Genomic DNA, 24,850 nt, shown 5'->3' on the forward strand with positions numbered 1-24,850 from the left:
GTCAGCTCCGCACGTCGCGTGCATCGCGTGCGTCCAGGGCCTCCGACCGGGCGATGAGCTCGTGCACCGTCCCGTACGCGTGCACCTGGTACGCCAGGTGCGCCACGGCCAGCACCACGGACGACCCGATCCCCCAGACGATCGACGCCGGGTCGTCGGCTCCGAGCTGGTCGACGAGGATCGCGATCCCCGCGCCCGCCACGATGGAGTTCACCACGGCGACCGCGGAGGACATCGTGAACAGCAACCGGTACCACGACGGGGCCCGCCCGATGTCGAGGAGCTCGTTCGCCGCGTGCCGTCCCCGGGGCATCGTGAAGTACGTGTCCGCCTCGGGCAGGAGCCGGCCGTAGTACCGACGGATGCGCTGCATCGCAGCGAGCGCCGCGACGTCCTCCAGCGCCGTCTCCACGAGCCGTTCGTAGGTGAAGACGCCGAGCAGGACGATCACCGGGATGATCGCCCCGAGGAACCCGAGCGCGAACGGCGTGTGGGCGAGGAAGCCGAACGCCACGAGCGAGCTGGAGAGCGTCGTGAGGTACAGCGACGACCGGCTGCTGGACTCGCTCACGGTGATGCTCCGGGCACTCTCCAGCACGAACTGCTCGGTCAGCAGCGCGTTGAAGAACGCGGTCGGCCGGTCCAGGTGGGTGACCGACTCGGACGCGGTCGGCAGCTGCGGGGGTTCGACGTCGTCGGGCATCGGCGGGTCTCCTCGTCGTTCAGTCGGATGCTGCGAGGTGGCGGTGCACGAAGGTGACGGCCATCGCGCCCTCTCCGACCGCCGCCGCGACGCGTTTCACGGACCCCGCGCGCACGTCGCCGGCGGCGAACGAGCCGGGGACGTTGGTCTCGAGGTAGTACGGACGCCGGCGCAGCGGCCAGTCCCGGAGCGACTGCGGGACCACGTCCAGGTCGGGACCGGTGACGAGGTAGCCGAGGCGGTCGCGGACCATCGGGGTGTCCGCCGCCCACGTCGTGTCGGGTTCGCCGCCGATGCAGATGAAGAGGCGTGTGGCGGCGAGCTCCGTGGTCGTGCCGTCGCCCGCGGTGACCTCGATCGAGGACAACCGGGTGTCCCCGACCAGGCCGGTCACCCGGGTGTCGGTCCGGACCGACACGTTCGGCGCGGCCTCGATCCGGGCGCTCAGGTACTCGGACATGGTCGCGGACAACGAGGACCCCCGGACCAGCATGGTGACGTGCGCGGCGGACCGGGAGAGGTTCATGGCGGCCTGCCCCGCCGAGTTCGCGCCGCCGACCACGAAGACCTGTTCGCCCACGCACCCGTCGGCCTCGCTCGTGCCGGCTCCGTAGTAGACGCCGCGGCCGAGCAGGTCGCGCTCCCGCGGCAGCCCCAGACGTCGCCACTCGACCCCGGTCGCGCAGATGTTCGCCCGGGCGACGACGTGGCCGCCGTCGGCGAGGTCGGCGTGGATGCGGCCGTCGTGGAAGACGCCGTGCACGCCCTCGCGCATGACGAGGACCTCTGCGCCGAACCGGACGGCCTGCTCGCGGGCCCGCTCGGCGAGTTCCGCGCCGGCGACGCCCTCCGGGAAGCCGAGGTAGTTCTCGATGAGGCTGCTGGACCCCGCCTGCCCGCCGACGGCGTCCCGCTCCAGCAGGACGACGTCCAGGCCCTCGGACGCCGCGTAGACGGCGGCGGACAGCCCGGCGGGACCGGCACCGTAGATCGACAGGTCGTACTCCGCCCGACGGGGCGCGTGGACCCAGCCGAGTCGGTCGGCGATCTCCCGCACCGTCGGCGCTGCGAGCCGGGTGCCGTCGGGGAACACCACGACCGGCAGCCGGGCGGCGTCGAGCGGAGCACCGGCGACCGACACCGCGTGCGCGTCGTCGCGCAGCGGCACCCAGTCGAAGTGCACGACGGACCGCGACAGGAAGTCCCGCACGGCGTACGCGTCGGCGTCGAACTCGCGGCCGTACACACGGACGCGTCGGGACGGCACCCGGTCGGCGGGTTCGACGTGGGGCTCCATGGATCCTCCCGGTGCGGTGGGACGAGGAACGGCCGCCAGCTGGGCGCCGACGGGCGTCCCGGTGGCCTGACAGCACGGTACGGACTGCGACGGCATCGCACCTGGCCCTGTCAGGGTCCGGCCGTGCCCCGGTCCGGCGTCGTCCGGCCGTGACCGGCCCCGGGATCGCGCTCCGGGCCACCCCGGCGTGCCGCCGTCGATCACCAGTGGTCCTCGAAGGGCCACCCTGGGCGGCTGCCGCGCCGCTAGCGTGACGGTATGAGCCGCAACGGTGCCGGAGGCGTCGCGCCCCGCGGTGTCCGCGAGCTGGTGGCCGCGATCGAGTGCCTGCCGGCGGTGGTGACCGACCGCCACCTCACCGTCGTGGTGTCGAACCCGCTCGCTCGCGCCCTGAGCGGGGCGTTCCACCCGTCCGTGAACATCGCGCGCTACACGTTCCTCGACTCGGTCACGGACGACGAGTCACCGGAGTGGCTGGACGCGTCGGGACAGATCGCGGCCATGCTCCGGGACTCGCTGGAACAGCACGAGGAGGACGACGGCTTCCGACGGCTCGTCGGTGAGCTGTCGTCGCAGAGCGTCTCCTTCGCCAGGGCCTGGGCGCACGACGCCCGACGCCCGGCCCGGAGCGCGGCCGTGCGGTTCGTGCAACCGTTCGTCGGTCCGATCACGATGGTGTTCCAGGAGCTGCTCATCCCGGACGACTTCGCACTGCGGATGCTGCTGTGGCGACCCGCCGACGACCCGACGGAACGTGATGCGTTCGCGCGCCTGGTCGAGTACGCGGCCGGACAGCGCTGACGATCCAGGAGGACACACCGTCGCTACGCGACGCCGACCGCCGGGGTCGCGGGGTCGATCGACCGCGGTGGCGCCTCGACCATGTACGCGAGCACCGCAGCCCCGCGGGACCCGGCCGGGGCGTAGAGGGTGTTGAGCGTCAACCCCTCGCGACCGGGGATGACGAGTCCCTCCCACTCGAACTCGAGGACGCCGAAGGGCTCGACGTGCTCGAAGCAGGTACCCGACGTGTAGACGTGCACGTCGTGCCGGGCCCACATCGCGGCGAACTCGGGATCACGGATCGACAGTCGACCCACGATCTCCTGGGTGCGGGGGTCCTCGAGGTCGGCCCGCATCCGGAACACCGCGACCATCTCCGCCGCCCGGCGGTGCCACTCCGGGTAGGTGGTGCGGTCGACGACGGTGAACATCCGCAGCAGCCGGTTCGCACCGCTCCGCATGCTCGGGCTGAGGGCGGCGGCGAGGGCCGTACCGGCGACGACGTCCATCCGGTCGTCGACGACGAACGCCGGCACGTCGTTGCGCCGCGCCAGGAGTCGCTGCACCGCGGGGTCGTCCGCTGCTGGTCTGGTGGGATGCGCTGCCCGCACGGCGGGACGCGCGAGTCGGCGGAGGTGGGTGAGAGCGTGCTCGTCGAGGCCCAGGGCCCGACCGAGACAGACGATCACCTGCTCCGAGGGCTGGTGGTCACGGCCCTGCTCGAGCCGGAGGTAGTACTCGGCGCTGATCCCGGCGAGGGCCGCGACCTCTTCCCGCCGCAGCCCGCTGACCCGGCGGTTCGCCTCGCGCGGAAGCCCGACGTCCTCGGGCTGGGTGACGTCACGACGGGCACGGAGGTACTCACCGACGCGCGACGCACCGGACGTGGTCGCAGCACGCCGCGGGGCCGGAAGCCGCTGCTGGCCGGGCTGTGTGGACGACATCGCACCTCCGGACGCTCGGGCGATCAGGGCCCGGTCACGGCCGATCGCTTGCGTCGATCGTCCCGCGCCCCCGTGGACACCTCGGCGTGGTGTTCGCGCTCTGCACAGACGGCCTGCGCGGATTGCACAGCCGCCGCCCGGAACTCGCGGGGCGTGACGCCGTGGTGTGCTCGGAACGCACGGCTGAACGACGACGCCGATCCGAAGCCCGCGCGCCGCCCGACGGCGTCGAGGCCGACGTGCTCGGCCAGTTCCCCGTCGCGCAGCATCCCGGCGGCGTTCGCCAGCCGGGTCTCGGCGATGAGGCGGCCGGGTCCGGGTGCGTCGTGCTCGAACGCCTTCTGCAGGGTGCGCGGCGAGACCTGCATGGCGTTCGCCAGCGACTCGACGGTGAGGGTCGGGTCGCCGGAGTACAGGTCGATGTGGCGTCGTGCACGGGTCCGGAGCGCCAACCGGGCGGCGTCGGGCGGCACCTGCCGGACGGTCGCGTCGATGGCGAAGCCGTTCGCGAGTGCGATGAGCGCCTGCGCCGCCGCGGCCTCGCTGGCGGTGTCGTGGCCGTTCCCCAGGTCGGAACGCAGCACGTTCGTGGCGACCGAGGCGATCATCACCGGGACGCCCGAGGTCAGGGGGAAGACGCCGTCGGTCAGGGCGTCGAGCTCGCTGCCGCGCAGGTGCAGCGACGACCGGTCCATCCGCACCGACACCGCCGAGAACCCGGGACTGACGCTGAACTCCTGGATCCGCTGCATGCGGTCCACGCTGAGCGTGCCCGCGTCGTTCACCGTCTCGCTCGACGACCGACGGACGCGGATCCGACCGGACACGATGAAGGCCCACACGACGGCGTCGCCCGGGTCGACGTACCCGAACTCGTCGGGGTCACCGGGAGCGGGGGCACGGGTCTTCGTCACGCTGACCGAACCGAGCGAACGGCTCTCGACGGTCGAGACGCTCCGGCCGGGGAACCGGCCGTCCTCGCGACGCGCGAACGGGAGGTACATGCTCGGCCTCCCGTCCTCACCCGCCATTCTCATCCACATCGGGGCGTGAGCGGCGACCGCGTGTCGGACGGGAGGCCCGTCACGGCGCCGCCACGGGCCTCCCGTCCGTCAGTGAGCCGGGTTCACCCCACCCGCGCGACCCGCACGTCGACCCGCGTGAGTGCCAGGCCGTGCGCAGACGCCGCCGCGAGGGCGACGTCGTGCACCGCACGGGCCACCTCCGGCGCGGGCCGGTACCCGTCGGTGCCGATGACGACGCGCAGGACGCCGTCGTCCACGACGACGCGTGCGGGGGTCGCGCTGGACGCGATGCCCCGGACGGCGCTGACGGTGCTCGCCACGGTCGGGCGCGCACGGTAGAGGTCGATGACGCCGGGGACGCCGACCACGGCCTGTTCGACCGCGGCGAGGGTGTCGTCGTCGGAGCTCATCGGGTCTCCTCGGTGTCGGTGTCGGTGTCGGGATCCGGTTCGAGCAGGTCGCGCACCACCACGTCGACGGCCTCGACGAGCAGGTCGGTCTGCTCCGCCAGCGCCTGGGCGACACCGGTCCGGACCAGGTCCGCCGTCGCGACGATCGACGGGCCGGAGACGATCGCGACCTCGACGACCACGCGGATCGGTGCGGCGAGTTCGGTGACGTCGCCGTCGAGCCGGCACCGAGCGACGAGCACGCCCGGCACACCGTCGCCGGTCCGGCGGATCAGCGATCGGATCGCGCCCTCGGTCATCACCGGGCGTTCCGACTCGGACTGCGGGCGGAGGGGCACGTCGCGTCCGGAGCGGGACTCCAGGGAGATGTTGGCGAGCACGCCGCCGATCCACGACTCGTCGGCCGGGGCCTCGTCGCGGGCCGCGGCCTCGAGCGATCCGAGCGACGCGTGCCGCACCCGCAGGATCGCCGCGAGGGCGTTCTGGCACGCGGGTGAGCCGTCGATGCTCGGGTCCGGCGGCTGCATTCCGGCGTCCAGGTAGTCGGCGAGCTCGTCGATGGAGTGGCCGTCGAGGTCGTCGGGTTCGAGTGCGTCGAGGTCGCTCATCGCCATCCCTCCATGAGTCGGATCATGTTCTTCCTCGCTCGGGACAGGAGTCCGCGGACCGTCGACGGAGGCAGGTCGAGTTCGGCGGCGATGTCGTCGTAGCTGTACTCGAGCACCTCCTTCATGATCCAGCAGCGTCGTTGGGCTTCGGGCAGTTCGGCGAGCGCCGTCTCCGCCGCTTCCTCGCGTGAGCGGGCCTCGGCGACCCGGTCCGGGGCGTCGGCGGCGGGTGCGGCGACCTCGAGTTCGGTGACGTCGTCGTGGAACCGTCGGGCCCGGATGCGGTCCAGGCACTTCCGGCTGAGGATCCGCATCAGCCAGGACTTCACCTTGGCGTGGTCGTCGAGACGGTCCAGGCGGTCCCAGGCGGTGATGAAGGTCTCCTGCACGACGTCGTCGAGTTCGTCGGTCGACCCCAGGGTCCGACGGGCGTAGGCGCGCAGGAGCGGTGTGTAGCGGCGGATCAGGACCTCGAAGGCCCGGACGTCGCCATCGGACGACCGGCCGGCGAGGACCGCGTCGTCGAGCTCGGCGAGGGACTGGTGGTGCACGCTTTCCTTCTACTGGTGGTGGATGGTGTTCCGCTGGACGCGCTTCCGGACGGGGACGACACGCAGCGGCCCGACCGGTCGGGCGCTGAGCGAGCGGATCCGCACCAGCGCCAGACCGTGCGTCGGTGCGTGCCTGCCGTGCGACGTCAGGCGGACGGCAACGATGTCGTCGTCGAGCATGGGAACTCCTCGGTCGGACCATCGGGCATGGTCCCTCACCGGTGTGACGCACCGGACCGGCGGTTCGTCACACCTGCTGACGGACTTGCGCCAGAGTTGGAGGCATGTCGCTCGTCACCGCCGTCTGCCGCGTCGACCGTCTGCTGCCCGACTCCGGAACGATCGGCGTCACCGCCATCGACAAGCGTCCGGTCGCGGGGAAGGTCCGGGTCCGGCCGCTGGGGCTCTACGCCGACGTCCAGGCCGACCGGAAGCACCACGGCGGTGAGGACCAGGCCGTGTACGCCTACGCGGACGAGGACGCCGAGTACTTCGCCGCGTCGCTGGGGCGCGAGATCCCGCCGGGCCTCTTCGGCGAGAACCTGCGGACCACGGGCGTCGACGTCACCGGGGCCGTCACGGGCGAGCGGTGGCGCATCGGCGAGACGCTGGAGCTCGAGGTGACGATCCCGCGGATCCCGTGCGGCACGTTCGCGCGGCGGATGGGCGTCGACAAGTGGGTCCGGCGCTTCACCGAGGAAGGGCGGCCGGGCGCGTACCTGCGGGTCGTGAAGTCCGGTCCGATGGCAGCGGGCGACCCGGTCGTGGTGACCCACCGGCCAGCGCACGGGGTGACGATCGGCGAGGTCTTCGCGGGTCTCACGCCCGAGCGCGCCCGTGCCGTGCTCGAGTCCGGCGAGCGGCTGGCGCCGAAGGTGGTCCGGGACGTCTCGAAGGCGCTCGCCCGCTCCTGATCAGCCGCCCGCTCGGTCTCCGCCGCGTGTCGGGTCGAGGGGCCGCTTCGCTCGGGGCAGCCCGGCGACGACCAGGTCGTAGGCGTTCGCGACGAGGTCCTCGACCAGGGTCTCGTCGATGCCGTCCCCGGGCGCGAGCGTGATCCAGTGCCGCTTGTTCATGTGCCACCCCGGTGTGATCTCGGTGTGGTCACGGACGAGGGCGGCGCCGTGCGGTGGTGCGCACTTCAGATTGACGATGGGCACACCCCGGAGCTCGCTCGTCATCACGAACATCTTGTCGACGACCTTGTAGACGACGGCGCCCTCGCCGAAGGGTTCGGTCTCGAACACCGCGGGCAGGCCCATCGCGGTGCGACTCGCGATCTCGTGCAGCTGCGCGCCGTCCATACACCCAGCATGCCCGAGACGCCCGACACCGCAACGGACGGAGCGGACCTGTTCGGGGGCATGTCGTGAGCGTCGTTCACATCGTAGGATCAGCTCGCCGCGTACCCGACGCGGCGGTCGCTCCGGCGATCACCCACTCCTTCCAGGGGGAACCCGTGCGCATCATCCGTACCCTCGGCATCGCCGCCGCCACCGCCGTCCTCGCCACCACCGTCGTCGTCGGTGGGGCCTCCACCGCGCAGGCGGCACCGAAGACCTACGCCAACTGCACCGCGGTGCACAAGGTGTACTCGGGCGGCATCGCGAAGAAGTCCGTCACGAAGAACAAGGTCACTTCGAATGGCAAGGTGACCTACCGCGCCCTCAAGGGGACGGTGAAGAAGGACGACGCCCTGTACAAGGCGAACAAGAAGATGGACCGCGACGCCGACGGCATCGCCTGCGAGAAGAGCTGACGCGCTGACGCGCCGAAGCACTGGCCCTCGGACGCCCCGTCACCGCGACGGGGCGTTCAGAGCGTCGGCACGCCCTCGTGCCCGGACCTCGGACGGGCGGTCCCGGCGACCCCGGTGACGACCGAGCCGGCAGGGACGTCCTTCGTCACCACGGTGTTCGCGCCCACGACGGAGTCCTGCCCGATGGTGATCGCCCCGATCAGCGAGGATCCCGCGCCGAGCACGACCCGGTCGCCCACCACCGGGTGCCGTCGGGCCCCCGGGCCGTGGTCCCCGCCGCGCCCGCCGAGGGTCACCCCGTGGAACAGCACGACGTCGTCCCCGATCACCGCGGTCGCCCCGATCACGACGCCCATGCCGTGGTCGATGAAGAACCGCCGACCGATGCGGGCGCCGGGGTGGATCTCGATGCCGGTCACGGACCGTGCCGCCTGGCCGATGACCCGTGCGACGAACCGCGATCCGGGCAGCCCGCTGGCCGTCCAGAGCCGGTGCGTCAGGCGGTAGGTCCAGATGGCGTGCAGCCCGGAGTAGACGATCGCGTTCTCGAGGTCACCACGGGCGGCGGGGTCGCCGCGGCGTGCTGCGGCCAGGTCCTCCCGGACCGTTCGCAGCACGCCTCGTCGGACGGGACGACTCACGCAGTGAGTCCCTCGAAGAGCACCGTCGACAGGTAGCGCTCTCCGGTGTCGCAGACGATCGCGACGATGCGCTTGCCGGCGTTCTCGGGCCGGGCGGCGATCTCGATCGCGGCGTGGATGATCGCACCGGAGGAGATGCCGGCGAGGATGCCCTCGTCGGTCGCGAGCGCCCGCGCCACGCGCAGGGCGTCGTCGAGCTCGACGTCGAACACCTCGTCGATGACGGACTGGTCGAGGACCTCGGGGATGAAGTTCGCGCCGATCCCCGCGATCTTGTGCGGTCCGGCCTTGCCCTCGGTCAGGAGCGGGGAGTCCTTCGGCTCGACCGCGACGATCTGCACCCCGGGCACGCGCTCCTTGAGCACCTGACCGACACCGGTGATCGTGCCGCCGGTCCCGACACCCGCGACGAACACGTCGACGTGCTCCTCGGTGTCGCGCAGGATCTCCTCCGCCGTGGTCTTCCGGTGGATCGCGGCGTTCGCGGCGGTCTCGAACTGGTGGGCGAGGATCGCGCCGGGGGTCTCGTCGACGATCGCGGCCGCTCGCTCGACCGCGCCCTTCATGCCCTCGGGACCCGGGGTGAGCACGATCTCCGCACCGTAGGCGCGCATCACCGCGCGACGCTCGACGCTCATCGTCTCCGGCATCGTGATGACCACCTTGTAGCCGCGGGCCGCGCCGACGAGCGCGAGGGCGATGCCGGTGTTGCCCGACGACCCCTCGACGATGGTGCCGCCCGGCTGGAGGTCGCCGGACTGCTCGGCCGCGTCGATGATCGCGACGCCGAGGCGGTCCTTCACGCTGGCGCCGGGGTTGTAGAACTCGAGCTTCGCGAGCACCTCGGCGCCGCCCGCCTTCGGCAGCCGGTTCAGCTTGACGAGCGGGGTGTTGCCGAACGCCTGCGAGATGTTGTCGTAGATGGTGCCGCTCATCTGGTCCGTCCTCTTCGGGTCAGGTCGCGTCCCACATCCTGGAGGCGCGGTGTGCGCCCGATCCTAGCGACCGGACCCGGCGTGCTCCTGTCCACTGCCGCGCGCCCGCCCACCAGACCGGCCGCCGCGCTCCCCCACCTCCGGCCGAGCGTCCTCCGTCGGCCGCAGCGCTCGTCGGAGTTGCGCCTCCGAAGGCAGCGCTCGCTGGATCTCCGCAGGCAGGAACTCGTACGACGAGACGCCGACAGGCGCGCTCGACGTACCGAGCGAGTAGCGGACGACCGCGTCGTTCTTGCCTGCGACCAGCAACAGACCGACCGTCGCCGCGTGAGTGTCGCGACGCAGTCTGTCGTCGACGAGGGCAACGTAGAACGAGAGCTGCCCGATGTTGTCCGGCCGGAACTCCCCGGTCTTGAGTTCCACGACGACGTACCGGAGCTGCTCGACGTGGAAGAAGAGGAGATCGACGAAGAAGTCGTTGCCGTCGACGTCGAAGTGCATCTGTCGCCCGACGAATGCGAAACCCGTGCCGAACTCGCGGAGGGTTTCCTCGATCCGCTGCACCAGTGCGCGCTCGAGCTTTCGCTCGTCGAGGTCGCCGTCGACGGCGAGGAAGTCGAGCACGTACGGGTCCCGGGTCATCTGCCGAGCCAGATCGGCACCGTCTTCGTCCAGGAGACGACTGAAGTTCGTTGGCGGAGTCCCGCTGCGCTCCAGGACACGGGTTCGCAGGTTGTGCACGAGCGCGCTGCGCGACCAGCTGCCCTGAACCGCAGCTACTGCGTACCGAGCCCGGCGATCAGGCTCCGCCACTGGGAGCAGAGCACGGATGTGCCCCCACGGCAATTGGTCCACAAGCTGTGGACCAATTGATGCTTCCTCAGGCCAGGCCGCCGCGAACTGCCGCATGTACTTGAGGTTCGTCGCCGACAGCCCCTTCATCGACGGGAACTCGCTTCGTAGATCGTCGGCGAGCCGGTTCAGGACACCGCTCCCCCACTGCCCGCTCTTCGACCGCTCAAGCAGGACCGTGCCGATCGACCAGTACAGGTGCACCAGTTGCGCGTTCGCTGCCAGCTGCACGCGATGCCGCGTCGTAGTCACCTGTTCGCGGATCACTCGAAACGTGTGTTCGTACTCGGCCGGGAGCGTCGATCCATCAGTCATCCGCCGATCGTGGGGGCTGCTGGCACGCGCCGTCCACGAATCGGTATGGACGTCACGTGTGAGGGCACATGGCCAGGGTCAGCGCACGAACGCCGTCCGCGCGAACCGCTCGTCGGTCGCCTCGAGGACCCGCAGCACGTTGCCCCCGGCGAGCGCACGCAGGTCGCTCGCTCCCCAGCCACGCCGGGCGAGCTCGGCCGCGAGCACCGGGTACCGCGACACGTCACGCAGGTCCGGCGGCAGCACCGGGGTGCCGTCGTAGTCGCCACCGAGGCCGATGTGCGCCGCACCGGCGACGTCACGGGCGTGCTCGACGTGGTCCGCCACGTCCGACACGGTCACGAGCGGCGGTTCCCCCACCGAGCCGGCGTCCTCCCAGTCCGCCCAGGCGCGCGAGACGAACTTCGGCACGAACGTGATCATCACGAGCCCTCCGTTGTCCGACAGCCGGGCCAGCACGTCGTCCGGCACGTTCCGCGGGTGGTCGTCGACGGCGACGGTGGACGAGTGGCTGAAGACGACGGGCTGCGTGGCGACGTCGAGGGTGTCCCGCATGGTCGCGGGGGCGGTGTGCGACAGGTCGACGAGCATGCCGATGCGCTCCATCTCGGCGACCACCCGGCGGCCGCGGTCGGTCAGCCCGCCGTGCGGACGCGATCCCGTCGCCGAGTCGGCCCACGGGGTGTCGTCGTTGTGCGTGAGGGTCATGTACCGGACGCCGAGTCGGGCGAAGTCGCGGAGCACCGCCAGGTCGTCCCCGATGGAGTGGCCGCCCTCGGCGCCGAGCAGCGACGCGATCCGGCCGGACTCGACGGCTGCCAGCACCTCGGACGCCGTCCGCGCCAGGACGAGCGAGTCCGGGTACCGCTCGACGATCCGGTGCGCCAGGTCGATCTGCTGCAGCGTGGTCCGCACCGGGTCCGGCTCGTCGGCGGGGACGAAGACCGACCAGAACTGCCCGACGACCCCACCGGCACGGAGCTTCGGCAGGTCGGTGTGCAGCGAGTCGACCTCGGTGTCGATGCCCTCGACCCCGGAGTCGTGCGTCTCGCGGCGCTCCCACGGCAGGTCGTTGTGGCCGTCGATGACCGGGAACGGGATCGCGTCGAACGTCATGTCCCCGACGCTACCGCGCACCCGCCCGTGGCTAGGCTCGGCTCGTGGACCCAGTGACCCTCCGGACCGATCGCCTGGTGCTGTCCGTGCCGCTGCCCGCTGACACCGAGGACGTCATCGCGTACGCGAACGACCCCGACGTCGTCGCGTACACACCGGTACCGGTGCCGTACGGCCACGCCGAAGCGCACCACTGGATCACCGACGTCGTGCGCGCGGGCTGGTCCACGGACTCCCGCTACGAGTTCGGCATCCGGCGGGCCGACGACCTCCGACTGCTCGGGACGATCGGACTGTTCGGGTTCGTCGACGGCGCGGCCGAGGTCGGCTACGCCGTGCACCCGGACGGTCGCGGCCACGGCTTCGTGACCGAGGCCGCAGCCGCCGTCCTGGCGTGGGCGTTCGCGTCGTCTCCCGACGGACTCGGGCTCGTCCGCGTGCAGTGGCGGGCGATCGCTGCTAACGCGCCGTCCGCGGCGATCGCGCAGCGGCTCGGGCTCCGCTACGAGGGGCGGCTCCGGTCCGGCGTGTTCCACCGCGGACGACGCCACGACCAGCTCATCGCGGCTGCTCTGCGCGATGACGACCGCTCGACGCCGACGGTCTGGCCCGCGTCGTGACGGTGTCGTTCCGGGTCGTCACCGAACTCGCTGCCCCGCCCGAGCGCGCGTTCGCGCTGTCGCTCGACATCGGCGCGCACGAGCGGTCGATGGCCGCGACCGACGAACGCGCCGTCGCCGGCACGACGTCCGGCACGATCGGCCTGGGCGAGTCCGTCACCTGGCGCGCGCGGCACTTCGGGGTCGTCTGGCGGATGACGAGTCGGATCACCGCGCTCGAGGCTCCGAACCGGTTCGTCGACGAACAGGTGCGCGGGCCGTTCGCCCGGTTCCACCACGAGCACCGGTTCGAGCCGTCGGCCGGCGGCACGCGCATGGTCGACACCATCACCTTCCGGGCGCCGTTCGGTCCGCTCGGTCGGCTGGCCGAGGTCGTCGCGCTCGAGCGCTACCTGCCGCGGCTCATCCGGGAGCGGAACGCGTCGCTCGGCACCGAACTGCACGCCGACGGCAACGACGGTCAGGGCGCCGCGAGCTCCCCCAGCGCGTCGTAGGCACTCGCCACCGCGTCGACCCGCGCGCGGCCGGCCGGCCCCGAGGCTTCGTACACGTCGTTCGCGATGGCCGCGACGACCGCGAACAGGGCCGCCATCGAGTCGAACGCCGCCGGTGAGTCGACCGGGCACAGGATCGCGGTGTTCGCCGGTGCCGCGATGACGGCGGCGGTCGGGTCGCCCAGCACGACGACGTCCGCGCCGGTCGACACGCAGTGCCGCACGATCCGGTCGACCCCCGCGGTGTGGCGGCGCACGGTCACCAGGACGACGAGGTCACGACGGTCGAGGTCGGCGACCTCTTCTCCGAGCCGCTGCCCCGGCGCCGGACCGACCCGGACGTCGGAGCGGACCTGGGCGAGCTGCGCGCGGAGCTGCAGCGCCACCGGGTAGGCGCCACGCTCCCCGAACACGAGCACACGGCGGGCACGGACGATGCGCCGCGCGAGTCGCGGACGATCGGCACGGGCCAGCGAGGCGAAGGCGGCGTCGAGGTTGCGCGCCTCGACCGCGCGCTGGTCGACGTGGGCGGCGTCCTCCGCCACCCACGGCAGGCCGGAGCCGCGTGCGGACATCAGGTTCTGCCGGACCTCGGCCGCGTCCTGGAACCCGAGCGACCGGACGAGCCGGGACACCGTCGCCTTCGACGTGCCCGACTCGGCGGCGAGCTCGGCCGAGGTGCCGACGAGCAGGAGTTCCGGGTCGTGCCGGACCATCGCGGCGACGCGTCGTTCGGCGGGCGAGAGCTGCTCCCAGACGGAGTCGATGCGGGCGCGGACGTCGGGTCCGGCGGTGCTCATGCCCGGGCCACCCGGTCCACCGCGACGGCGAGCGCGTCCAGCCCGAGCGCGATGTCGGGCGTCGAGACGAACTCGTCCGGGTGGTGGCTGATGCCGTCCGGGTTGCGGAGGAACAGCATCGCGACGTCGGTGACGAGCCCGAGCGACATGGCGTCGTGTCCGGCCCGCGAGAACAACTCCATCGGGGCGGTCTCGCCGGTGGACTCGATGCCGGCGCGGACGGCGTCCATCAGCCGCGGCGCGCAGAACACCGCCGGAGCCCGGTGCACCTCGGTCGGGGTGACACTGACCCCGCGCCGTTCCCCGATCAGCGAGAACGCCTTCGTGAGCTCGTCCCAGACCGCGTCGCGGCCGTCGTCGAACTCGCCGCGCAGGTCCACCGAGAACCGCGCGAGCCCGGGGACCACGTTCACGGCGCCGGGTTCGACGGTCATCGTGCCGACGGTGCCGACGTGGTGCGACGCGCGGCAGATCCGCTCGACGGCGAGGGCCGCCTCGGCCGCGGCGAGCAGGGCGTCGTGGCGACGCTCGTACGGGGTGCCGCCCGCATGCCGGGCCTCACCGACGGCCTCGACCGAGAAGCGCCGGGCGCTCGCGATGCTCGTGACCACACCGAGCGCCTGACCGGCCTGCTCGAGGTACGGGCCCTGCTCGATGTGCGCCTCGAGGTACCCGGCGAGCGTCGTCGGGTCCGCCGCGGCGTCACCGACGCGGGACGGGTCGAGCCCGAACCGGGTGAAGGCCTCGCGCAGGGTGACGCCGTCGCCGTCCGCCAGGTCCCACCAGGACTCGTCCCACACCCCGGCGACGGCGGACGACCCGAGCAGGGCCTTGCCGAACCGGGTCCCCTCTTCGTCGGAGAACGCGATCACCTCGAGCGCGACGGGCAGCGGTCCCGCAGCCGTCAGCCGAGCGGCGGTGCGGACGGCCATCAGGACCCCGACGATGCCGTCGTACCGGCCGGCGTCCACCACGGTGTCCAGGTGCGAGCCGAGCAGCAGCACGGGGGCGTCGGGCGTCGCGCCGTCGACCCGTCCGTGCAGGTTGCCGGCGGCGTCCTGCCAGGTGCTGAGTCCGGCGTCCTGCATCCACCCGGCGACGATCGCGTTGACGCGCGCGTGCTCGGGCGACAGGTACACGCGGGTGATCCGGCCGGTCTCCTCGGTCACCAGGGCGAGCTCGTCGCACCACCGCGCCACGAGCTCGGCGTCCGCGGTGCCGAGCGCGGTGGCGCTCACGACCGGGGCCGCGTTCATGCCGGCACCCCGACCGGCGCACCGGAGACGGTGCTGTCACGGTAGAGGTCAAGGGCGGCGTCGACCCCACCGCCGTGCGGGACGGCGTGCCCGGCCCGGCGGAGTGCGTGTTCGAGGGCGGCGAGCGTCGTCACCACGGTGTCCTTGCGGGCGTTGTAGCCCATGGTGCCGATGCGCCAGACCCTGCCGTGCAGCGGTCCGAACGAGGTTCCGATCTCGATGCCGTGGTCGTCGAGCATCGAACCACGGACCTGGTCGCCGACGACGTCGGACGGGATCTCCACCGCGACGACGTTGTGCATCTTGTGCGCGACGTCGCCGAACACCCCGAGCCCGAGCGCCTGCACGCCCTGCAGCATCGCGCGCCCCGCGAGCTCGTGGCGTGCGATCGCCTGCTCGACCCCTTCGTCGAGCAGGATGCGGGCGCACTCGTTGGCGGCGTAGAGCATCGAGGCGGCCTCGGTGTGGTGGTTCAGCCGCCGCGGGCCCCAGTAGTCCAGGATCATCGCGAGGTCGAGGTAGTTCGAGCGGATCGGCTCGTCGGCGACGTCGTCACCGGGTTCGCGGATGCCGGCCTCGACGCTGCGGCGCTCGTCGAGCACCGCGGTCGCCCGCGGCGAGACGGTGACCGGCGCGCTGCCGGAGGGGCCGCCGAGGCACTTCTGCAGTCCGGCGCTGACGGCGTCGATGCCCCAGGCGTCGACCTCGAGCGAATTGCCGCCGACGGTCGCCGTCGCGTCGGTGTAGAACAGCACGCCGTGCCGCTCGCAGATCGTGCCCAGTTCGTCGAGCGGCTGGTTCATCGTCGTGGACGTGTCGCCCTGCACGATCGCCAGCACCTTCGGCCGGACGCGGACGATGGCGTCCTCGATCGCAGACGGCGTGAACACCTGACCCCACGCGGTCTCGATCGTGTGGACCTCGGCCCCGGCACGGCCGGCGATCTCGGCGAGCAGGTGCCCGAACCGGCCGAACACCGGCACGAGCACGCGGTCACCCGGCGCGAGGAGCGACACGAGCACCGCCTCGATCCCGGCGCGCGAAGTGCCGTCGACGAGCACGGTGGCCTCGTTCGCGGTGCCGAACACACCGCGGTACAGCTCCTGGGTGTCGTTCATGGCGGAGGTCATCCACGGGTCGTACTGCCCGACGAGCGGGGTCGACAGGGCACGGAGCACGCGCGGGTCGGCGGTGATCGGGCCGGGGCCCATCAGGAGGCGGGCTGGCGGGTTCACGGGGTGCATGGCGGGTCCTTCCGTTCCGGAAACGAGCGTACCGGAACGATCGTTACAAACGTGTTTCGGTGACGGCAGCGGTCTCGGGGACGCGGCCCGGACGGTCGACGAGCTGCCCCTCGACGGCGGTGACGCCGGATGCGGTGGACGCCACCACGTGCCCGCGCAACCAGGTCTCGGTGACGCGACCCCGGGCCTCCAGGCCGGCGAACGCGGACACCGGGTTGCGGTGGGCGAGGCCGGCCACGTCGATGACCGCCGTGGCGGACGGGTCGAACACGGCGAAGTGGGCGAGCGCACCGGGGGCGATGACCCCGCGGTCGGCGAAGCCGACGAGCGCTGCCGGACCGGTGGTGAATAGCGGCAGCAGCGCCTCGAGCGGGACGCCGCGACGGAGGGCCTCGGTCCAGACGGCGCGGAACCCGACCTGCAGACCGGCGATCCCGCCCCAGGCGAGGCCCCAGTCGTCGACCTTGAGGTCGGCGGTCGACGGCGAGTGGTCCGACACGATCATGTCGATCGTGCCGTCGAGCACGCCCGCCCACAGGGCGTCCCGGTTCGCGTCGTCGCGGATCGGCGGGCAGCACTTGTACTCCGTCGCGCCGTCCGGGATCGTCCCGGACTCGAACGACAGGTAGTGCGGGCAGGTCTCGACCGTGATCCGGACGCCGTCGTCCTTCGCGGCGCGGATCATCGGGATCGCGCCGGCATCGGACAGGTGCAGGACGTGCACCCGGGCGCCGGTGGCCCGCGCGCCGTCGATGACCCGGGCGATCGCGGACCGCTCCGCGTCGACCGGGCGGGTGGCGAGGAAGTCCTCGTAGTGACCGCCGAGCGCGTCGTGGTCGACGAGGAACTCGGGGTCCTCGGCGTGCACGATGAGCAGGGCGTCGATCCGGGCGACCTCCTCGATCGCGGCGCGCAGCTGGTCGGCGTCGAGGTGCGGGAACTCGTCGACCCCGGACGGCGCGGTGAAGCACTTGAACCCGAAGACGCCGGCGTCGTGCAGTGCGCCGAGCGAGCCGGCGTTGTCCGGCACGGCACCGCCCCAGAACCCGACGTCGACGGCGACCCGCCCCTCGGCACTCGCGCGCTTCACGGCGAGCGCTTCGATCGTCGTCGTCGCCGGGATCGAGTTGAGCGGCATGTCGATGATCGTCGTGACCCCGCCGAGCGCAGCGGCCCGCGTCGCGGACGCGAACCCCTCCCACTCGGTACGGCCGGGTTCGTTGACGTGCACGTGCGTGTCGACGAGGCCGGGCAGCAGGACCTGGCCGTCCGGCACGGTGCGGTCGTCGCGCGTCCGGACCACGGCGTCGGCCGGCAGGACGTCGTCGACGCGACCGTCGCGCACGACGACCGCGGCGGGGCGGAACGCTCCGCCGATCCACGCGCGGTCCGCGCGCATTACGAGGTCCGCGACGGTGTCGGCGCGGGCGTCGGCGTCGGTCCGGGCGTCGACCGGGAGGCCCGTCATGCGCCCGCCCCGACCCTCGCGCCCGCCACCGGCCGGCGTTCGAAGCCCGCCAGCAGCCCCGACATCGCCTTCGTCGGCGGGGTGGCGTACTCGCCGTGCTTGCCCGTCGCGAGCCCGAGCCGCACGAGCGACTCGGCGAGCACGGTCGCCGCGGCGACGCCGTCGACGACCGGTGCCCCGATCGCCCGCGAGACCTCGGCGCAGAAGTCCGCCATCCCCGCGCAGCCGAGCACGACCGCGTCGGCTCCGCCGGCGATGACGGCCCGGCACTCCTCGATCACCAGGGCGCGCGCACCGGAGGCGGGGTCGTCGAGTTCGAGCACCGCGACCTCGCACGCCCGGATCTCGGTGACGAGCGGGGCGAAGCCGTAGCGCTCGGCGAGCTCGTGGGCCCGGCCGGTCGTCCGGGCCAGGGTCGTCACGACGCCGAACCGGCGCCCGAGCATCGCCGCCGCGTGGAAGCCCGCCTCCGCGATCCCGATGACCGGCCCGGCGGCGAGCTCCCGCGCGGCGTCGAGGCCCGGGTCACCGAAGCAGGCGACGACGTAGGCATCCACGCCGTCCTGCTCCCCGAGCGCGATCTGCTCGAGGAGCCCCGGCACCGCGAGCGCCTCTTCGTAGTGGCTCTCGATCGACGCCGGGCCCATCGTGGGGTTCACCGCCTCGACGACGGTGCCCGGCCCGGCGACCGCGGTCGCGGCGACGCCGATCGAGCGGGTCATCGAGGCGGTGGTGTTCGGGTTGACGACGCGGATGCGCATCGGGGTCCTTCCGGTGGTGCGGGTGTCGCTGGTGGGTCGCTGTCGCTGGGGCGTCTCAGGCTCGTCCGACGGCGGCGCCGTCGTCGACCGTCGGGTCGTCCGCAGCGAGTTCCGGCATGCTCGGCCGGACCCGCTCGAGGGCCCAGAAGACCACGAGTCCCAGGCCGCAGCCGATGAACCAGCTGTAGTTGTTCAGCCCGGGCAGGATCCCGAGGGCCGGCGGCAGGACCGCGCTGGCGACCGAGACCACACCGGTGACGACGAGGGTGCCGATGGCGTTGGGGTTGAAGCCGCCGCGGTACCAGTACCGGGCCGAGGTGTCCTTCGTGTACATGTCGTCGACGGCGATCCGCTGCTTCCCGACGATGTAGTACCCGGCGATCAGGATGCCGAACAGCGGTCCGATCAGGGCACCGAGCACGCCGAGCGTGTACAGGATCGCCTGGTCGTTGCCGTACCAGTTCCACGGGGTGAGCAGCACGGAGCCGACCGCCGCGATCATGCCACCGGCTCGCCACGAGATCTTGCGCGGCGCGACGTTCGAGAAGTCGAACGCGGGGCTGATGAAGTTCGCGACGATGTTGATCCCGACCGTCGCGGTGACGAAGGTCAGACCGCCGAGCAGGATCGCGAACGGGGCGCCTATCGCCTGCACCGTCTCGATCGGGTCGGTGATGAGCTTGCCGAACACCGGCACCGTCGCACTCGCGCACAGCACGGTGAGCACCGAGAAGAACAGGAAGTTGATCGGCAGGCCCCAGAAGTTGCCGCGCTTGACCGACCGGAACGACCTGCCGTAGCGCGAGAAGTCACCGAAGTTGAGCATCGGGCCGGAGAAGTAGCTGACCACCAGGGCGACCGCGGACAGCATGACCGGGATCGACGCCCCGAAGGACAGCGGCTCCCCCACCGACAACGTCAACGAGATGTTGCCGATGCCGGCCTGGCTGACGAGGTAGATCGCCAGCGCGATCATCACGACGTACACCGCCGGGCCCGCCCAGTCGATGAACTTCTTGATGGCCTCCATGCCCATCCAGAACAGGGCGCCCTGCGCGACCCACAGGATCGCGTACGAGATCCAGCCGAGCGCCGACAGCCCCAGGAACGAGTGCTCGAGCAGCCCGGCCGAGGCGGGGATGAACTTCAGGAAGATGATGTTGAGCGACTGCGCGGCCAGGAACGTCTGCACGCCGTACCAGGCCATCGCGATGAGACCCCGGATGATCGCCGGGACGTTCGCGCCGAGCACCCCGAACACCGCTCGGTTGATCACCGGGTACGGCACCCCGGTGCGCTGGGAGGGCTTGGCGACGAGGTTGGCAAAGACCTGGACGATCAGGATGCCGACCACCAGGGCGATGAGCACCTGCCAGCTCGCGATGCCCAGCGCGAAGAGCGAGCCGGCGGTGACGTAGCCGCCGACCGAGTGCACGTCGGACATCCAGAACGCGAAGAAGTTGTAGCTCGTCCAGCTCTGCTTGCGCAGCGGGGCGAGGTCCTCGTTCGTGAGCGCCGGGTCGTACCCGGGCTTGACGACGCCGGCACCTGCGGGTGCGGCGGTCGTGGTGGGGGCGTGGGGCGCTGCGACGGGTGTCGCGAGATCGGTAGCCATGGCGTCCTCCGAGGGAGTGGGGTGCGGAGGCGGTGATCGCCTCCACCACAGAAGCTAGGGAGCCTCTTCGCGCCCGCCGTTTCCCTCGTGTAACGGTCGTGTGTCGTGGACGCGGTCCTGAAACGCTCGTTCCGAACGAGAACGTGCACAGGTGTGTGCATGATGATGGCCGCATGCCTGACACCATCCGCTACGTCGCGATCGGCGACAGCTTCTCGGAGGGCCTCGGCGACGCCGGTGTCGTACCGTTCCCCGGCTGGACCGGCCGACTCGCGAGCGGCATGGCCCGAGCGCACGACGCCGACGTCCGGTACGCCAACCTCGCCGTCCGCGGGCGCCTGCTCGCCGGGGTCCTCGACGACCAGCTCGACGCCGCGCTGGCGCTCGACCCCGCGCCGACGCTCGTCACCTTCTGCGCCGGCGGCAACGACCTGCTGCGGCCGCGGTTCGACGCCCGTGCCCTCGTCGCCCCGCTCGAGGAAGCGGTCAGGACGATCCTGGACCGCGGCGTCCACCTGGCGCTGCTCAGCCCGGCCGACCCGAGCGCCCGGCTCCCCCTGGGACACCTCATCAACGCGCGCGGCGACGCCTGGGCCGATGCCCTCGCCGACCTCGCCCGCCGGTACGACCTGCCCTTCGTCGACGTGTCCCGCGATCCCCACCTGCGCCGCGCGGAGTTCTGGTCCGAGGACCGACTGCACATGAACGACACCGGCCACCAGCGCGTCGCCGACCTCGCCCTGCACGCGATCGGGGACGGCCCCCTGCCCGCCGAGCCGGTGTCGGAGCCGACCGGCCGGGCCCGGCTCGCCGAGGAACTCCGCTACTACCGCGAGCACGTCCTGCCCTGGGTGCAGCGCCGCGTCACCCGGCGGTCGTCGGGCGACGGGCGGTCGGCAACCTATCCGGAGTGGACCGCGGTCGGCTGATCACGCAGGATCACGGCGGTTCTCCGCACGCTCGCCGCGGTCCGCTTGTCGTCACCCGGCGCACCGGTTCTACTCGGATGGATCACGTCCGAGCCGAACTCAGGGGAGACGGCACCATGACCACTGCGCCACGCCCATCCGGCACCACCGCGACAGGCACCCCGACCGTCAGCACCCCGACGGGCACCCCCAGCACCGCGCACGGCATCGACCACATCGGCCTCACCGTGCCCGACATCGACCAGGCGACCGACTTCTTCGTCCTCGGACTCGACGCGGTCCCGCTCTACGACCGGTTCCTCCGGAGCGAACCGCTCCGCGGCGAACCGGACGTGCAGCGCCGGCTCGGCATCCCGAAGACGATGGCCCAGGGTGCGCTGCGGATGCTCGCGCTGCCCAACGGCCCGGGCCTCGAGCTCTTCGAGTACCACGGCCCCGATCAACGCCCGGCTGCCCGGGCGAGCGACATCGGCTGGCAGCACGTCGCGTTCTACGTCGACGACATCGACCACGCGCTGTCGCACCTCGAGACCGCCGGGGGTCAGCGCTACGCCGACCCACGGGACCTGGGCGGCAACGAGGGTGGGTACGGCAACCGGTTCGTCTACGTCGGGACCCCGTGGGGGTCGACGATCGAGCTGATCACCTACCCGAGCAGGCAGTCGTACGAGGATCACGCCCCGCGACGCAAGTGGCGCGTCTGAGGGTCAGCGCACCGAGCCCGTCGCGATGTACGTCCGCGTCGGCTTGCCGGTGAGGGCGTGCGGGAACTCGACCCCGTCCGCCCGGAACCCGCCGGCTTCGTAGAGCCGCAACGCCCGCTCGTTGCCGGCGAGCGCGTGCAGCACCACCGCGGGGTGTCCCGCAGCCGTCGCCGCGTCGACCGACGCAGCCAGGAGCGCGCGGCCGACACCCCGCGCCTGCACGTCCGGACGGACGGCGAGCAGGGACAGGTACGCGGCGTCGGACGGGTCGGTCGACCGGCCGGTCCCCGGAGCCGTCACGAGCGCGAACCCGTCGATCGTGCCGGCCGCTCCCGCAGCGACGACGAGGGCGACCCGCGGCACGGCGAACTTCGACGCCGCGCGGGCTCGCACGGCACCGGACTCCGGTACGCCGTCCCGCGCCGCGACCGCGGCCACCCACAGATCGACGCAGGCCGACACCTCGTCCGGGGCCGCTGGACGCACGGACACGGACGGTTCGATCACCCGATCAGCCTACGACCGCGCTGCTGCCGATCCTGAACGACGCCCCACGGTGCTCGTCGGGCAGCCGGTCCCCGCGGCCGTGCAGCTTGTGCCGCAGCGACCCGGGCTCGTAGCCGGTCGGGTACGCGCCGCGGGCCCGGAGTTCCGGGATGACGAACTCGATGACGTCCTCCCACGTGCCCGGCGTCACCGCGTACGCCAGGTTGAACCCGTCGACGTCGGTCAGCTCCTGGATCTCCTGCAGCCGGTCGGCGATGGTCGCTCCCCCGCCGACCGCGACCGGACCGAGTCCACCGATCGCCGTGTGCCGGGCGAGGTCGCGGATCGTCCACGAACTGCCGTCCTCACCCGTCGCCGCCGCGATGTTCGCCGCCGCCGACTGGATCGCGTTCGACTCGACGTCGCCGAGGGGCTCGTCGAGGTCCCACTGCGACAGGTCGACGCCCATCCAGCCGGAGTTGAGCACCAGCGCGCCGAGCTCCGACGCGTACGACAGGTAGTCCTCGTACTTCTCCTGTGCCAGCTCGTCGGTGGCGTCGGTGATCACGGTGAGCAGTGTGTAGACGCGGGCGGCGTACCGGTCGCGACCAGCTGCCTCCAGGGCGTCACGGACCTTCGCGACGGTCGACGCGAGCTGCTCGACGGTCGGGGCGCCCACGAAGACCGCCTCGGCGTTCTCCGCTGCGAAGCGGATGCCGCGCGGCGACGCGCCCGCCTGGTAGATGACGGGCGACCGCTGCACCGACGGCTCGGACAGGTGGATGCCCGGCACGTCGAAGTGCGTGCCGTGGTGCTCGATCGGGTGCACCTTCGCCGGGTCGGTGAAGACGCCGGACTCGCGGTCGGCGACGACCGCGTCGTCCTCCCACGAGCCCTCCCACAGCTTGTAGAGGACCTCGAGGTACTCGTCGGCCACGTCGTACCGGTCGTCGTGCGACAGCTGGTCGGTCTGGCCCATGTTGCGCGCGGCACTCGGCAGGTAGCCGGTGACGACGTTCCAACCGACCCGCCCCTTGGTCAGGTGGTCGAGGGTGGAGATGCGCCGGGCGAACGGGTACGGGTGCTCGTACGCCGTCCCCGCCGTGATGCCGAAGCCCAGGTGCTCGGTCACCGAGGCCATCGCCGACACCAGCAGGATCGGGTCGTTCACGGGCACCTGCGACCCGGTGCGGAGCGCGGCCTCGTTCGAGTCGCCGTAGACGTCGTACGTCCCCAGGACGTCGGCGATGAAGATGCCGTCGAACGCGCCGCCCTCGAGCGTCTTCGCGAGTTCGGTCCAGTAGGTCAGGTCGCGGTAGCCCCGCGATCGGTCACGCGGGTGCCGCCACAGTCCGGAGGACTGGTGCGCGACGCAGTTCATGTCGAACGCGTTGAAGCGGATCTGCCGGGGCTCGCTGCTGCTGGTCACGCCTGGCGACGCTACGTGCGGCTCCTGCTTCCGTCATGCATCGTGACGAAGCGTGACGGCCCGCAGCTGTCGACGGCCGGCTGTCGACGCGCTGGTGTTGTGCGGCGGTGCGCCGGCCGCGACTCAGGCGCGGTCGTGCAGCGTGACCTGGTAGCCGTCCGGGTCGGCGAACGTGAACGTGCGGCCGAAGGGGCCGTCGATCGGCGCCGAGACGATCGTGTGACCGTCGGCCGCGAGTGCGTCGTGGATGGCCTGCGCGTCGGTGGCGTGGAGCCAGATCGCCGCCCCGATGCCCGGTTGCGCGACCGCGTCGAGGTCGGTGCTGGGGACGATGTCCCGCAGCGCGAAGGCGATGGGCGTCGTCTCGAAGACGACGGCGTGCGGCGGGCCGGCCTGCGAGCGGACGAGACCGAGGTACTGCTCGTAGAACGCCTGCGACGCCGCCAGGTCGCGGGTCTGCAGGGAGATGAAGTCGGGGCCGGTGACGGGCATGTGGTGCTCCTTCTTGTTGTGTCAGTCTTCTGACACGGCTCAACCTATGTCAGACTACTGACATGAGTCAAGACGGCAGCGACGACAGCGACGCCAGCGACGTCATCGACCTCGAGACGTCCCTCGGGTACCTGCTGAAGGAGGCCGCGAGCGCGCTCCGCGCCGCGATGGAGGGGGTGCTGCGCCCGCTCGGCATGACCATGACGCACTACTCGTGCCTCGAACTCCTGGCGCAGCGGCCCGGACTGTCGAACTCCGAGCTCGCGCGCGGCGCGTTCGTCACACGGCAGTCGATGAACGTGCTGCTGCAGGCACTGGAACGGGACGGCTTCGTGACGCGGGCCACCGAGGCGCCGGTCGGCAAGGCGCTCCCGACACGACTGACGGCGAGCGGCCGCACGAGCCTCGAGCAGGCGAGTGCAGCCGTCCGCGGTGTCGAGGTCCGCATGCTCGGCGGGCTGTCCGACGAGGAGCAGGCGGCGGCGCGGGGGGCGTTGCGCAGCATGGTGCGTGCACTTCGTACCACCTCCTGACCATTCGAACCCCGGACTGAACATGTTGTACGCAACCTCAGTATCCCAGCGTGTCGGTTATTGACATATATGTATACAAC

At 71.8% G+C, this 24,850-nt stretch carries 30 protein-coding genes; 8 read left to right on the forward strand and 22 right to left on the reverse strand.

From position 1 onward, the window contains the following. Nucleotide 1: 1 nt before the first annotated feature. Nucleotides 2–703, reverse strand: coding sequence for a hypothetical protein (locus tag ACGH48_RS13920; RefSeq protein ID WP_396288994.1), 702 nt, complete (start codon nucleotides 701–703; stop codon nucleotides 2–4). 19 nt (nucleotides 704–722) lie between these two features. Continuing rightward, complete coding sequence (locus ACGH48_RS13925; RefSeq protein ID WP_123313938.1) at nucleotides 723–2,000, reverse strand: NAD(P)/FAD-dependent oxidoreductase; 1,278 nt, start codon at nucleotides 1,998–2,000, stop codon at nucleotides 723–725. Nucleotides 2,001–2,258: 258 nt separating this feature from the next. Here ACGH48_RS13925 and ACGH48_RS13930 point away from each other — a divergent pair, with 258 nt between their 5' ends. Beyond that, complete coding sequence (locus ACGH48_RS13930) at nucleotides 2,259–2,801, forward strand: hypothetical protein (protein ID WP_396288995.1); 543 nt, start codon at nucleotides 2,259–2,261, stop codon at nucleotides 2,799–2,801. 23 nt (nucleotides 2,802–2,824) lie between these two features. Here ACGH48_RS13930 and ACGH48_RS13935 read toward each other — a convergent pair whose 3' ends face one another. The 6 genes from ACGH48_RS13935 to ACGH48_RS13960 form a co-directional block, all read right to left on the reverse strand. Beyond that, complete coding sequence (locus ACGH48_RS13935) at nucleotides 2,825–3,727, reverse strand: helix-turn-helix transcriptional regulator (protein ID WP_396288996.1); 903 nt, start codon at nucleotides 3,725–3,727, stop codon at nucleotides 2,825–2,827. Nucleotides 3,728–3,750: 23 nt separating this feature from the next. Further along, the gene (locus ACGH48_RS13940) at nucleotides 3,751–4,731 is read right to left on the reverse strand and encodes an AraC family transcriptional regulator (RefSeq protein ID WP_396288997.1); all 981 of its coding nucleotides are present in this window, start codon (nucleotides 4,729–4,731) and stop codon (nucleotides 3,751–3,753) included. 122 nt (nucleotides 4,732–4,853) lie between these two features. Beyond that, nucleotides 4,854–5,162: a hypothetical protein gene (locus ACGH48_RS13945; RefSeq protein WP_396288998.1), complete on the reverse strand. Its 309-nt coding sequence runs from the start codon at nucleotides 5,160–5,162 to the stop codon at nucleotides 4,854–4,856. Next, nucleotides 5,159–5,770 carry a hypothetical protein gene (locus tag ACGH48_RS13950; protein ID WP_396288999.1) on the reverse strand — a complete coding sequence of 204 codons (612 nt, stop codon included), beginning with the start codon at nucleotides 5,768–5,770 and terminating at the stop codon, nucleotides 5,159–5,161. The genes ACGH48_RS13945 and ACGH48_RS13950 overlap by 4 nt, the downstream gene beginning before the upstream one ends. Then, the gene (locus ACGH48_RS13955) at nucleotides 5,767–6,321 is read right to left on the reverse strand and encodes an RNA polymerase sigma factor (RefSeq protein ID WP_396289000.1); all 555 of its coding nucleotides are present in this window, start codon (nucleotides 6,319–6,321) and stop codon (nucleotides 5,767–5,769) included. The genes ACGH48_RS13950 and ACGH48_RS13955 overlap by 4 nt, the downstream gene beginning before the upstream one ends. A 9-nt stretch (nucleotides 6,322–6,330) precedes the next feature. Continuing rightward, entirely contained in the window at nucleotides 6,331–6,501 is a 171-nt protein-coding gene (locus ACGH48_RS13960; protein ID WP_185021469.1) for a hypothetical protein, read from the reverse strand. Between the two features lie 104 nt (nucleotides 6,502–6,605). On the opposite strand from ACGH48_RS13960, the gene ACGH48_RS13965 reads away from it, so the two are divergent. Further along, entirely contained in the window at nucleotides 6,606–7,235 is a 630-nt protein-coding gene (locus tag ACGH48_RS13965; RefSeq protein WP_396289001.1) for an MOSC domain-containing protein, read from the forward strand. Here the strand turns inward: ACGH48_RS13965 and ACGH48_RS13970 are convergent, their stop codons facing one another. Next, on the reverse strand, nucleotides 7,236–7,625 hold the full coding sequence (locus tag ACGH48_RS13970) for an MmcQ/YjbR family DNA-binding protein (RefSeq protein ID WP_396289002.1): 390 nt from the start codon (nucleotides 7,623–7,625) through the stop codon (nucleotides 7,236–7,238). It lies immediately after the preceding gene. A 155-nt stretch (nucleotides 7,626–7,780) separates the two neighbouring features. Here ACGH48_RS13970 and ACGH48_RS13975 point away from each other — a divergent pair, with 155 nt between their 5' ends. Beyond that, nucleotides 7,781–8,080 carry an excalibur calcium-binding domain-containing protein gene (locus ACGH48_RS13975; RefSeq protein ID WP_243649928.1) on the forward strand — a complete coding sequence of 100 codons (300 nt, stop codon included), beginning with the start codon at nucleotides 7,781–7,783 and terminating at the stop codon, nucleotides 8,078–8,080. Nucleotides 8,081–8,136: 56 nt separating this feature from the next. Here the strand turns inward: ACGH48_RS13975 and epsC are convergent, their stop codons facing one another. From epsC to ACGH48_RS13995, 4 genes are all read right to left on the reverse strand, one after another. Then, a complete protein-coding gene (epsC, locus tag ACGH48_RS13980) occupies nucleotides 8,137–8,697 on the reverse strand; it encodes a serine O-acetyltransferase EpsC (RefSeq protein ID WP_396289003.1) in 561 nt (186 codons plus the stop codon). A 20-nt stretch (nucleotides 8,698–8,717) separates the two neighbouring features. After that, nucleotides 8,718–9,656, reverse strand: coding sequence for a cysteine synthase A (gene cysK, locus ACGH48_RS13985; protein ID WP_123313948.1), 939 nt, complete (start codon nucleotides 9,654–9,656; stop codon nucleotides 8,718–8,720). Between the two features lie 63 nt (nucleotides 9,657–9,719). Then, nucleotides 9,720–10,823 carry a YhcG family protein gene (locus ACGH48_RS13990; protein ID WP_396289004.1) on the reverse strand — a complete coding sequence of 368 codons (1,104 nt, stop codon included), beginning with the start codon at nucleotides 10,821–10,823 and terminating at the stop codon, nucleotides 9,720–9,722. Nucleotides 10,824–10,901: 78 nt separating this feature from the next. Next, a complete protein-coding gene (locus ACGH48_RS13995; protein ID WP_396289005.1) occupies nucleotides 10,902–11,939 on the reverse strand; it encodes a dipeptidase in 1,038 nt (345 codons plus the stop codon). Between the two features lie 44 nt (nucleotides 11,940–11,983). On the opposite strand from ACGH48_RS13995, the gene ACGH48_RS14000 reads away from it, so the two are divergent. Further along, entirely contained in the window at nucleotides 11,984–12,559 is a 576-nt protein-coding gene (locus ACGH48_RS14000; protein WP_396289006.1) for a GNAT family N-acetyltransferase, read from the forward strand. After that, on the forward strand, nucleotides 12,556–13,053 hold the full coding sequence (locus ACGH48_RS14005) for an SRPBCC family protein (RefSeq protein WP_396289007.1): 498 nt from the start codon (nucleotides 12,556–12,558) through the stop codon (nucleotides 13,051–13,053). The genes ACGH48_RS14000 and ACGH48_RS14005 overlap by 4 nt, the downstream gene beginning before the upstream one ends. On the opposite strand, the gene ACGH48_RS14010 is transcribed toward ACGH48_RS14005, so the two are convergent. Genes ACGH48_RS14010 through ACGH48_RS14035 form a run of 6 tightly spaced genes read right to left on the reverse strand, consistent with a single transcriptional unit; the run spans nucleotide 13,020 to nucleotide 20,197 of the window. Then, the gene (locus ACGH48_RS14010; protein ID WP_111084374.1) at nucleotides 13,020–13,853 is read right to left on the reverse strand and encodes a MurR/RpiR family transcriptional regulator; all 834 of its coding nucleotides are present in this window, start codon (nucleotides 13,851–13,853) and stop codon (nucleotides 13,020–13,022) included. The two genes, ACGH48_RS14005 and ACGH48_RS14010, sit on opposite strands and share 34 nt — an antisense overlap. Further along, on the reverse strand, nucleotides 13,850–15,109 hold the full coding sequence (locus tag ACGH48_RS14015; protein WP_396289008.1) for an allantoate amidohydrolase: 1,260 nt from the start codon (nucleotides 15,107–15,109) through the stop codon (nucleotides 13,850–13,852). Before ACGH48_RS14015 ends, ACGH48_RS14010 begins: the two co-directional genes overlap by 4 nt. Next, nucleotides 15,106–16,353, reverse strand: a complete 1,248-nt coding sequence (locus tag ACGH48_RS14020) for a pyridoxal-phosphate-dependent aminotransferase family protein (RefSeq protein WP_396289009.1) — start codon at nucleotides 16,351–16,353, stop codon at nucleotides 15,106–15,108. Before ACGH48_RS14020 ends, ACGH48_RS14015 begins: the two co-directional genes overlap by 4 nt. Before the next feature lie 43 nt (nucleotides 16,354–16,396). Beyond that, nucleotides 16,397–17,821, reverse strand: coding sequence for an allantoinase AllB (gene allB / locus ACGH48_RS14025; RefSeq protein WP_396289010.1), 1,425 nt, complete (start codon nucleotides 17,819–17,821; stop codon nucleotides 16,397–16,399). After that, nucleotides 17,818–18,582 (reverse strand): aspartate/glutamate racemase family protein, encoded by a 765-nt coding sequence (locus tag ACGH48_RS14030; RefSeq protein WP_396289011.1) that lies wholly within the window; start codon nucleotides 18,580–18,582, stop codon nucleotides 17,818–17,820. The genes allB and ACGH48_RS14030 overlap by 4 nt, the downstream gene beginning before the upstream one ends. A gap of 55 nt (nucleotides 18,583–18,637) precedes the next feature. Then, a complete protein-coding gene (locus ACGH48_RS14035) occupies nucleotides 18,638–20,197 on the reverse strand; it encodes an NCS1 family nucleobase:cation symporter-1 (RefSeq protein ID WP_396289012.1) in 1,560 nt (519 codons plus the stop codon). Nucleotides 20,198–20,370: 173 nt separating this feature from the next. Here ACGH48_RS14035 and ACGH48_RS14040 point away from each other — a divergent pair, with 173 nt between their 5' ends. Then, nucleotides 20,371–21,126, forward strand: coding sequence for an SGNH/GDSL hydrolase family protein (locus ACGH48_RS14040; RefSeq protein ID WP_396289013.1), 756 nt, complete (start codon nucleotides 20,371–20,373; stop codon nucleotides 21,124–21,126). A gap of 116 nt (nucleotides 21,127–21,242) precedes the next feature. Next, nucleotides 21,243–21,830 carry a VOC family protein gene (locus ACGH48_RS14045; RefSeq protein WP_396289014.1) on the forward strand — a complete coding sequence of 196 codons (588 nt, stop codon included), beginning with the start codon at nucleotides 21,243–21,245 and terminating at the stop codon, nucleotides 21,828–21,830. Between the two features lie 3 nt (nucleotides 21,831–21,833). Here the strand turns inward: ACGH48_RS14045 and ACGH48_RS14050 are convergent, their stop codons facing one another. The 3 genes from ACGH48_RS14050 to ACGH48_RS14060 all read right to left on the reverse strand — a co-directional run bounded on the left by ACGH48_RS14050 (nucleotide 21,834) and on the right by ACGH48_RS14060 (nucleotide 24,237). Beyond that, the gene (locus ACGH48_RS14050) at nucleotides 21,834–22,337 is read right to left on the reverse strand and encodes a GNAT family N-acetyltransferase (protein WP_396289015.1); all 504 of its coding nucleotides are present in this window, start codon (nucleotides 22,335–22,337) and stop codon (nucleotides 21,834–21,836) included. A 4-nt stretch (nucleotides 22,338–22,341) separates the two neighbouring features. Next, a complete protein-coding gene (locus ACGH48_RS14055; RefSeq protein WP_396289016.1) occupies nucleotides 22,342–23,745 on the reverse strand; it encodes an LLM class flavin-dependent oxidoreductase in 1,404 nt (467 codons plus the stop codon). 123 nt (nucleotides 23,746–23,868) lie between these two features. Continuing rightward, entirely contained in the window at nucleotides 23,869–24,237 is a 369-nt protein-coding gene (locus ACGH48_RS14060; RefSeq protein ID WP_396289018.1) for a VOC family protein, read from the reverse strand. Nucleotides 24,238–24,299: 62 nt separating this feature from the next. Here ACGH48_RS14060 and ACGH48_RS14065 point away from each other — a divergent pair, with 62 nt between their 5' ends. After that, complete coding sequence (locus ACGH48_RS14065) at nucleotides 24,300–24,770, forward strand: MarR family winged helix-turn-helix transcriptional regulator (protein ID WP_396289019.1); 471 nt, start codon at nucleotides 24,300–24,302, stop codon at nucleotides 24,768–24,770. The last annotated feature ends 80 nt before the right edge of the window (nucleotides 24,771–24,850 follow it).

The sequence above is a fragment of the Curtobacterium pomorum genome (assembly GCF_044497295.1).
Taxonomy (GTDB): domain Bacteria; phylum Actinomycetota; class Actinomycetes; order Actinomycetales; family Microbacteriaceae; genus Curtobacterium.

Excerpts from the sequence above, each read along its gene's own strand:
- ACGH48_RS13960 (WP_185021469.1), bottom strand. The coding sequence starts at position 6,501 with ATGCTCGACGACGACATCGTTGCCGTCCGCCTGACGTCGCACGGCAGG.
- ACGH48_RS13945 (WP_396288998.1), bottom strand. The coding sequence starts at position 5,162 with ATGAGCTCCGACGACGACACCCTCGCCGCGGTCGAACAGGCCGTGGTC.
- allB (WP_396289010.1), bottom strand. The coding sequence starts at position 17,821 with ATGACGGGCCTCCCGGTCGACGCCCGGACCGACGCCGACGCCCGCGCC.
- ACGH48_RS14065 (WP_396289019.1), top strand. The coding sequence starts at position 24,300 with ATGAGTCAAGACGGCAGCGACGACAGCGACGCCAGCGACGTCATCGAC.
- ACGH48_RS14020 (WP_396289009.1), bottom strand. The coding sequence starts at position 16,353 with ATGCACCCCGTGAACCCGCCAGCCCGCCTCCTGATGGGCCCCGGCCCG.
- ACGH48_RS14030 (WP_396289011.1), bottom strand. The coding sequence starts at position 18,582 with ATGCGCATCCGCGTCGTCAACCCGAACACCACCGCCTCGATGACCCGC.
- ACGH48_RS14035 (WP_396289012.1), bottom strand. The coding sequence starts at position 20,197 with ATGGCTACCGATCTCGCGACACCCGTCGCAGCGCCCCACGCCCCCACC.
- ACGH48_RS13920 (WP_396288994.1), bottom strand. The coding sequence starts at position 703 with ATGCCCGACGACGTCGAACCCCCGCAGCTGCCGACCGCGTCCGAGTCG.
- ACGH48_RS13925 (WP_123313938.1), bottom strand. The coding sequence starts at position 2,000 with ATGGAGCCCCACGTCGAACCCGCCGACCGGGTGCCGTCCCGACGCGTC.
- ACGH48_RS14040 (WP_396289013.1), top strand. The coding sequence starts at position 20,371 with ATGCCTGACACCATCCGCTACGTCGCGATCGGCGACAGCTTCTCGGAG.
- ACGH48_RS13940 (WP_396288997.1), bottom strand. The coding sequence starts at position 4,731 with ATGTACCTCCCGTTCGCGCGTCGCGAGGACGGCCGGTTCCCCGGCCGG.
- ACGH48_RS13970 (WP_396289002.1), bottom strand. The coding sequence starts at position 7,625 with ATGGACGGCGCGCAGCTGCACGAGATCGCGAGTCGCACCGCGATGGGC.
- ACGH48_RS14045 (WP_396289014.1), top strand. The coding sequence starts at position 21,243 with ATGACCACTGCGCCACGCCCATCCGGCACCACCGCGACAGGCACCCCG.
- ACGH48_RS13930 (WP_396288995.1), top strand. The coding sequence starts at position 2,259 with ATGAGCCGCAACGGTGCCGGAGGCGTCGCGCCCCGCGGTGTCCGCGAG.
- ACGH48_RS13995 (WP_396289005.1), bottom strand. The coding sequence starts at position 11,939 with ATGACGTTCGACGCGATCCCGTTCCCGGTCATCGACGGCCACAACGAC.
- ACGH48_RS14010 (WP_111084374.1), bottom strand. The coding sequence starts at position 13,853 with ATGAGCACCGCCGGACCCGACGTCCGCGCCCGCATCGACTCCGTCTGG.
- ACGH48_RS13935 (WP_396288996.1), bottom strand. The coding sequence starts at position 3,727 with ATGTCGTCCACACAGCCCGGCCAGCAGCGGCTTCCGGCCCCGCGGCGT.
- ACGH48_RS14060 (WP_396289018.1), bottom strand. The coding sequence starts at position 24,237 with ATGCCCGTCACCGGCCCCGACTTCATCTCCCTGCAGACCCGCGACCTG.
- cysK (WP_123313948.1), bottom strand. The coding sequence starts at position 9,656 with ATGAGCGGCACCATCTACGACAACATCTCGCAGGCGTTCGGCAACACC.
- ACGH48_RS13990 (WP_396289004.1), bottom strand. The coding sequence starts at position 10,823 with ATGACTGATGGATCGACGCTCCCGGCCGAGTACGAACACACGTTTCGA.
- ACGH48_RS13950 (WP_396288999.1), bottom strand. The coding sequence starts at position 5,770 with ATGAGCGACCTCGACGCACTCGAACCCGACGACCTCGACGGCCACTCC.
- ACGH48_RS13965 (WP_396289001.1), top strand. The coding sequence starts at position 6,606 with ATGTCGCTCGTCACCGCCGTCTGCCGCGTCGACCGTCTGCTGCCCGAC.
- ACGH48_RS14015 (WP_396289008.1), bottom strand. The coding sequence starts at position 15,109 with ATGAACGCGGCCCCGGTCGTGAGCGCCACCGCGCTCGGCACCGCGGAC.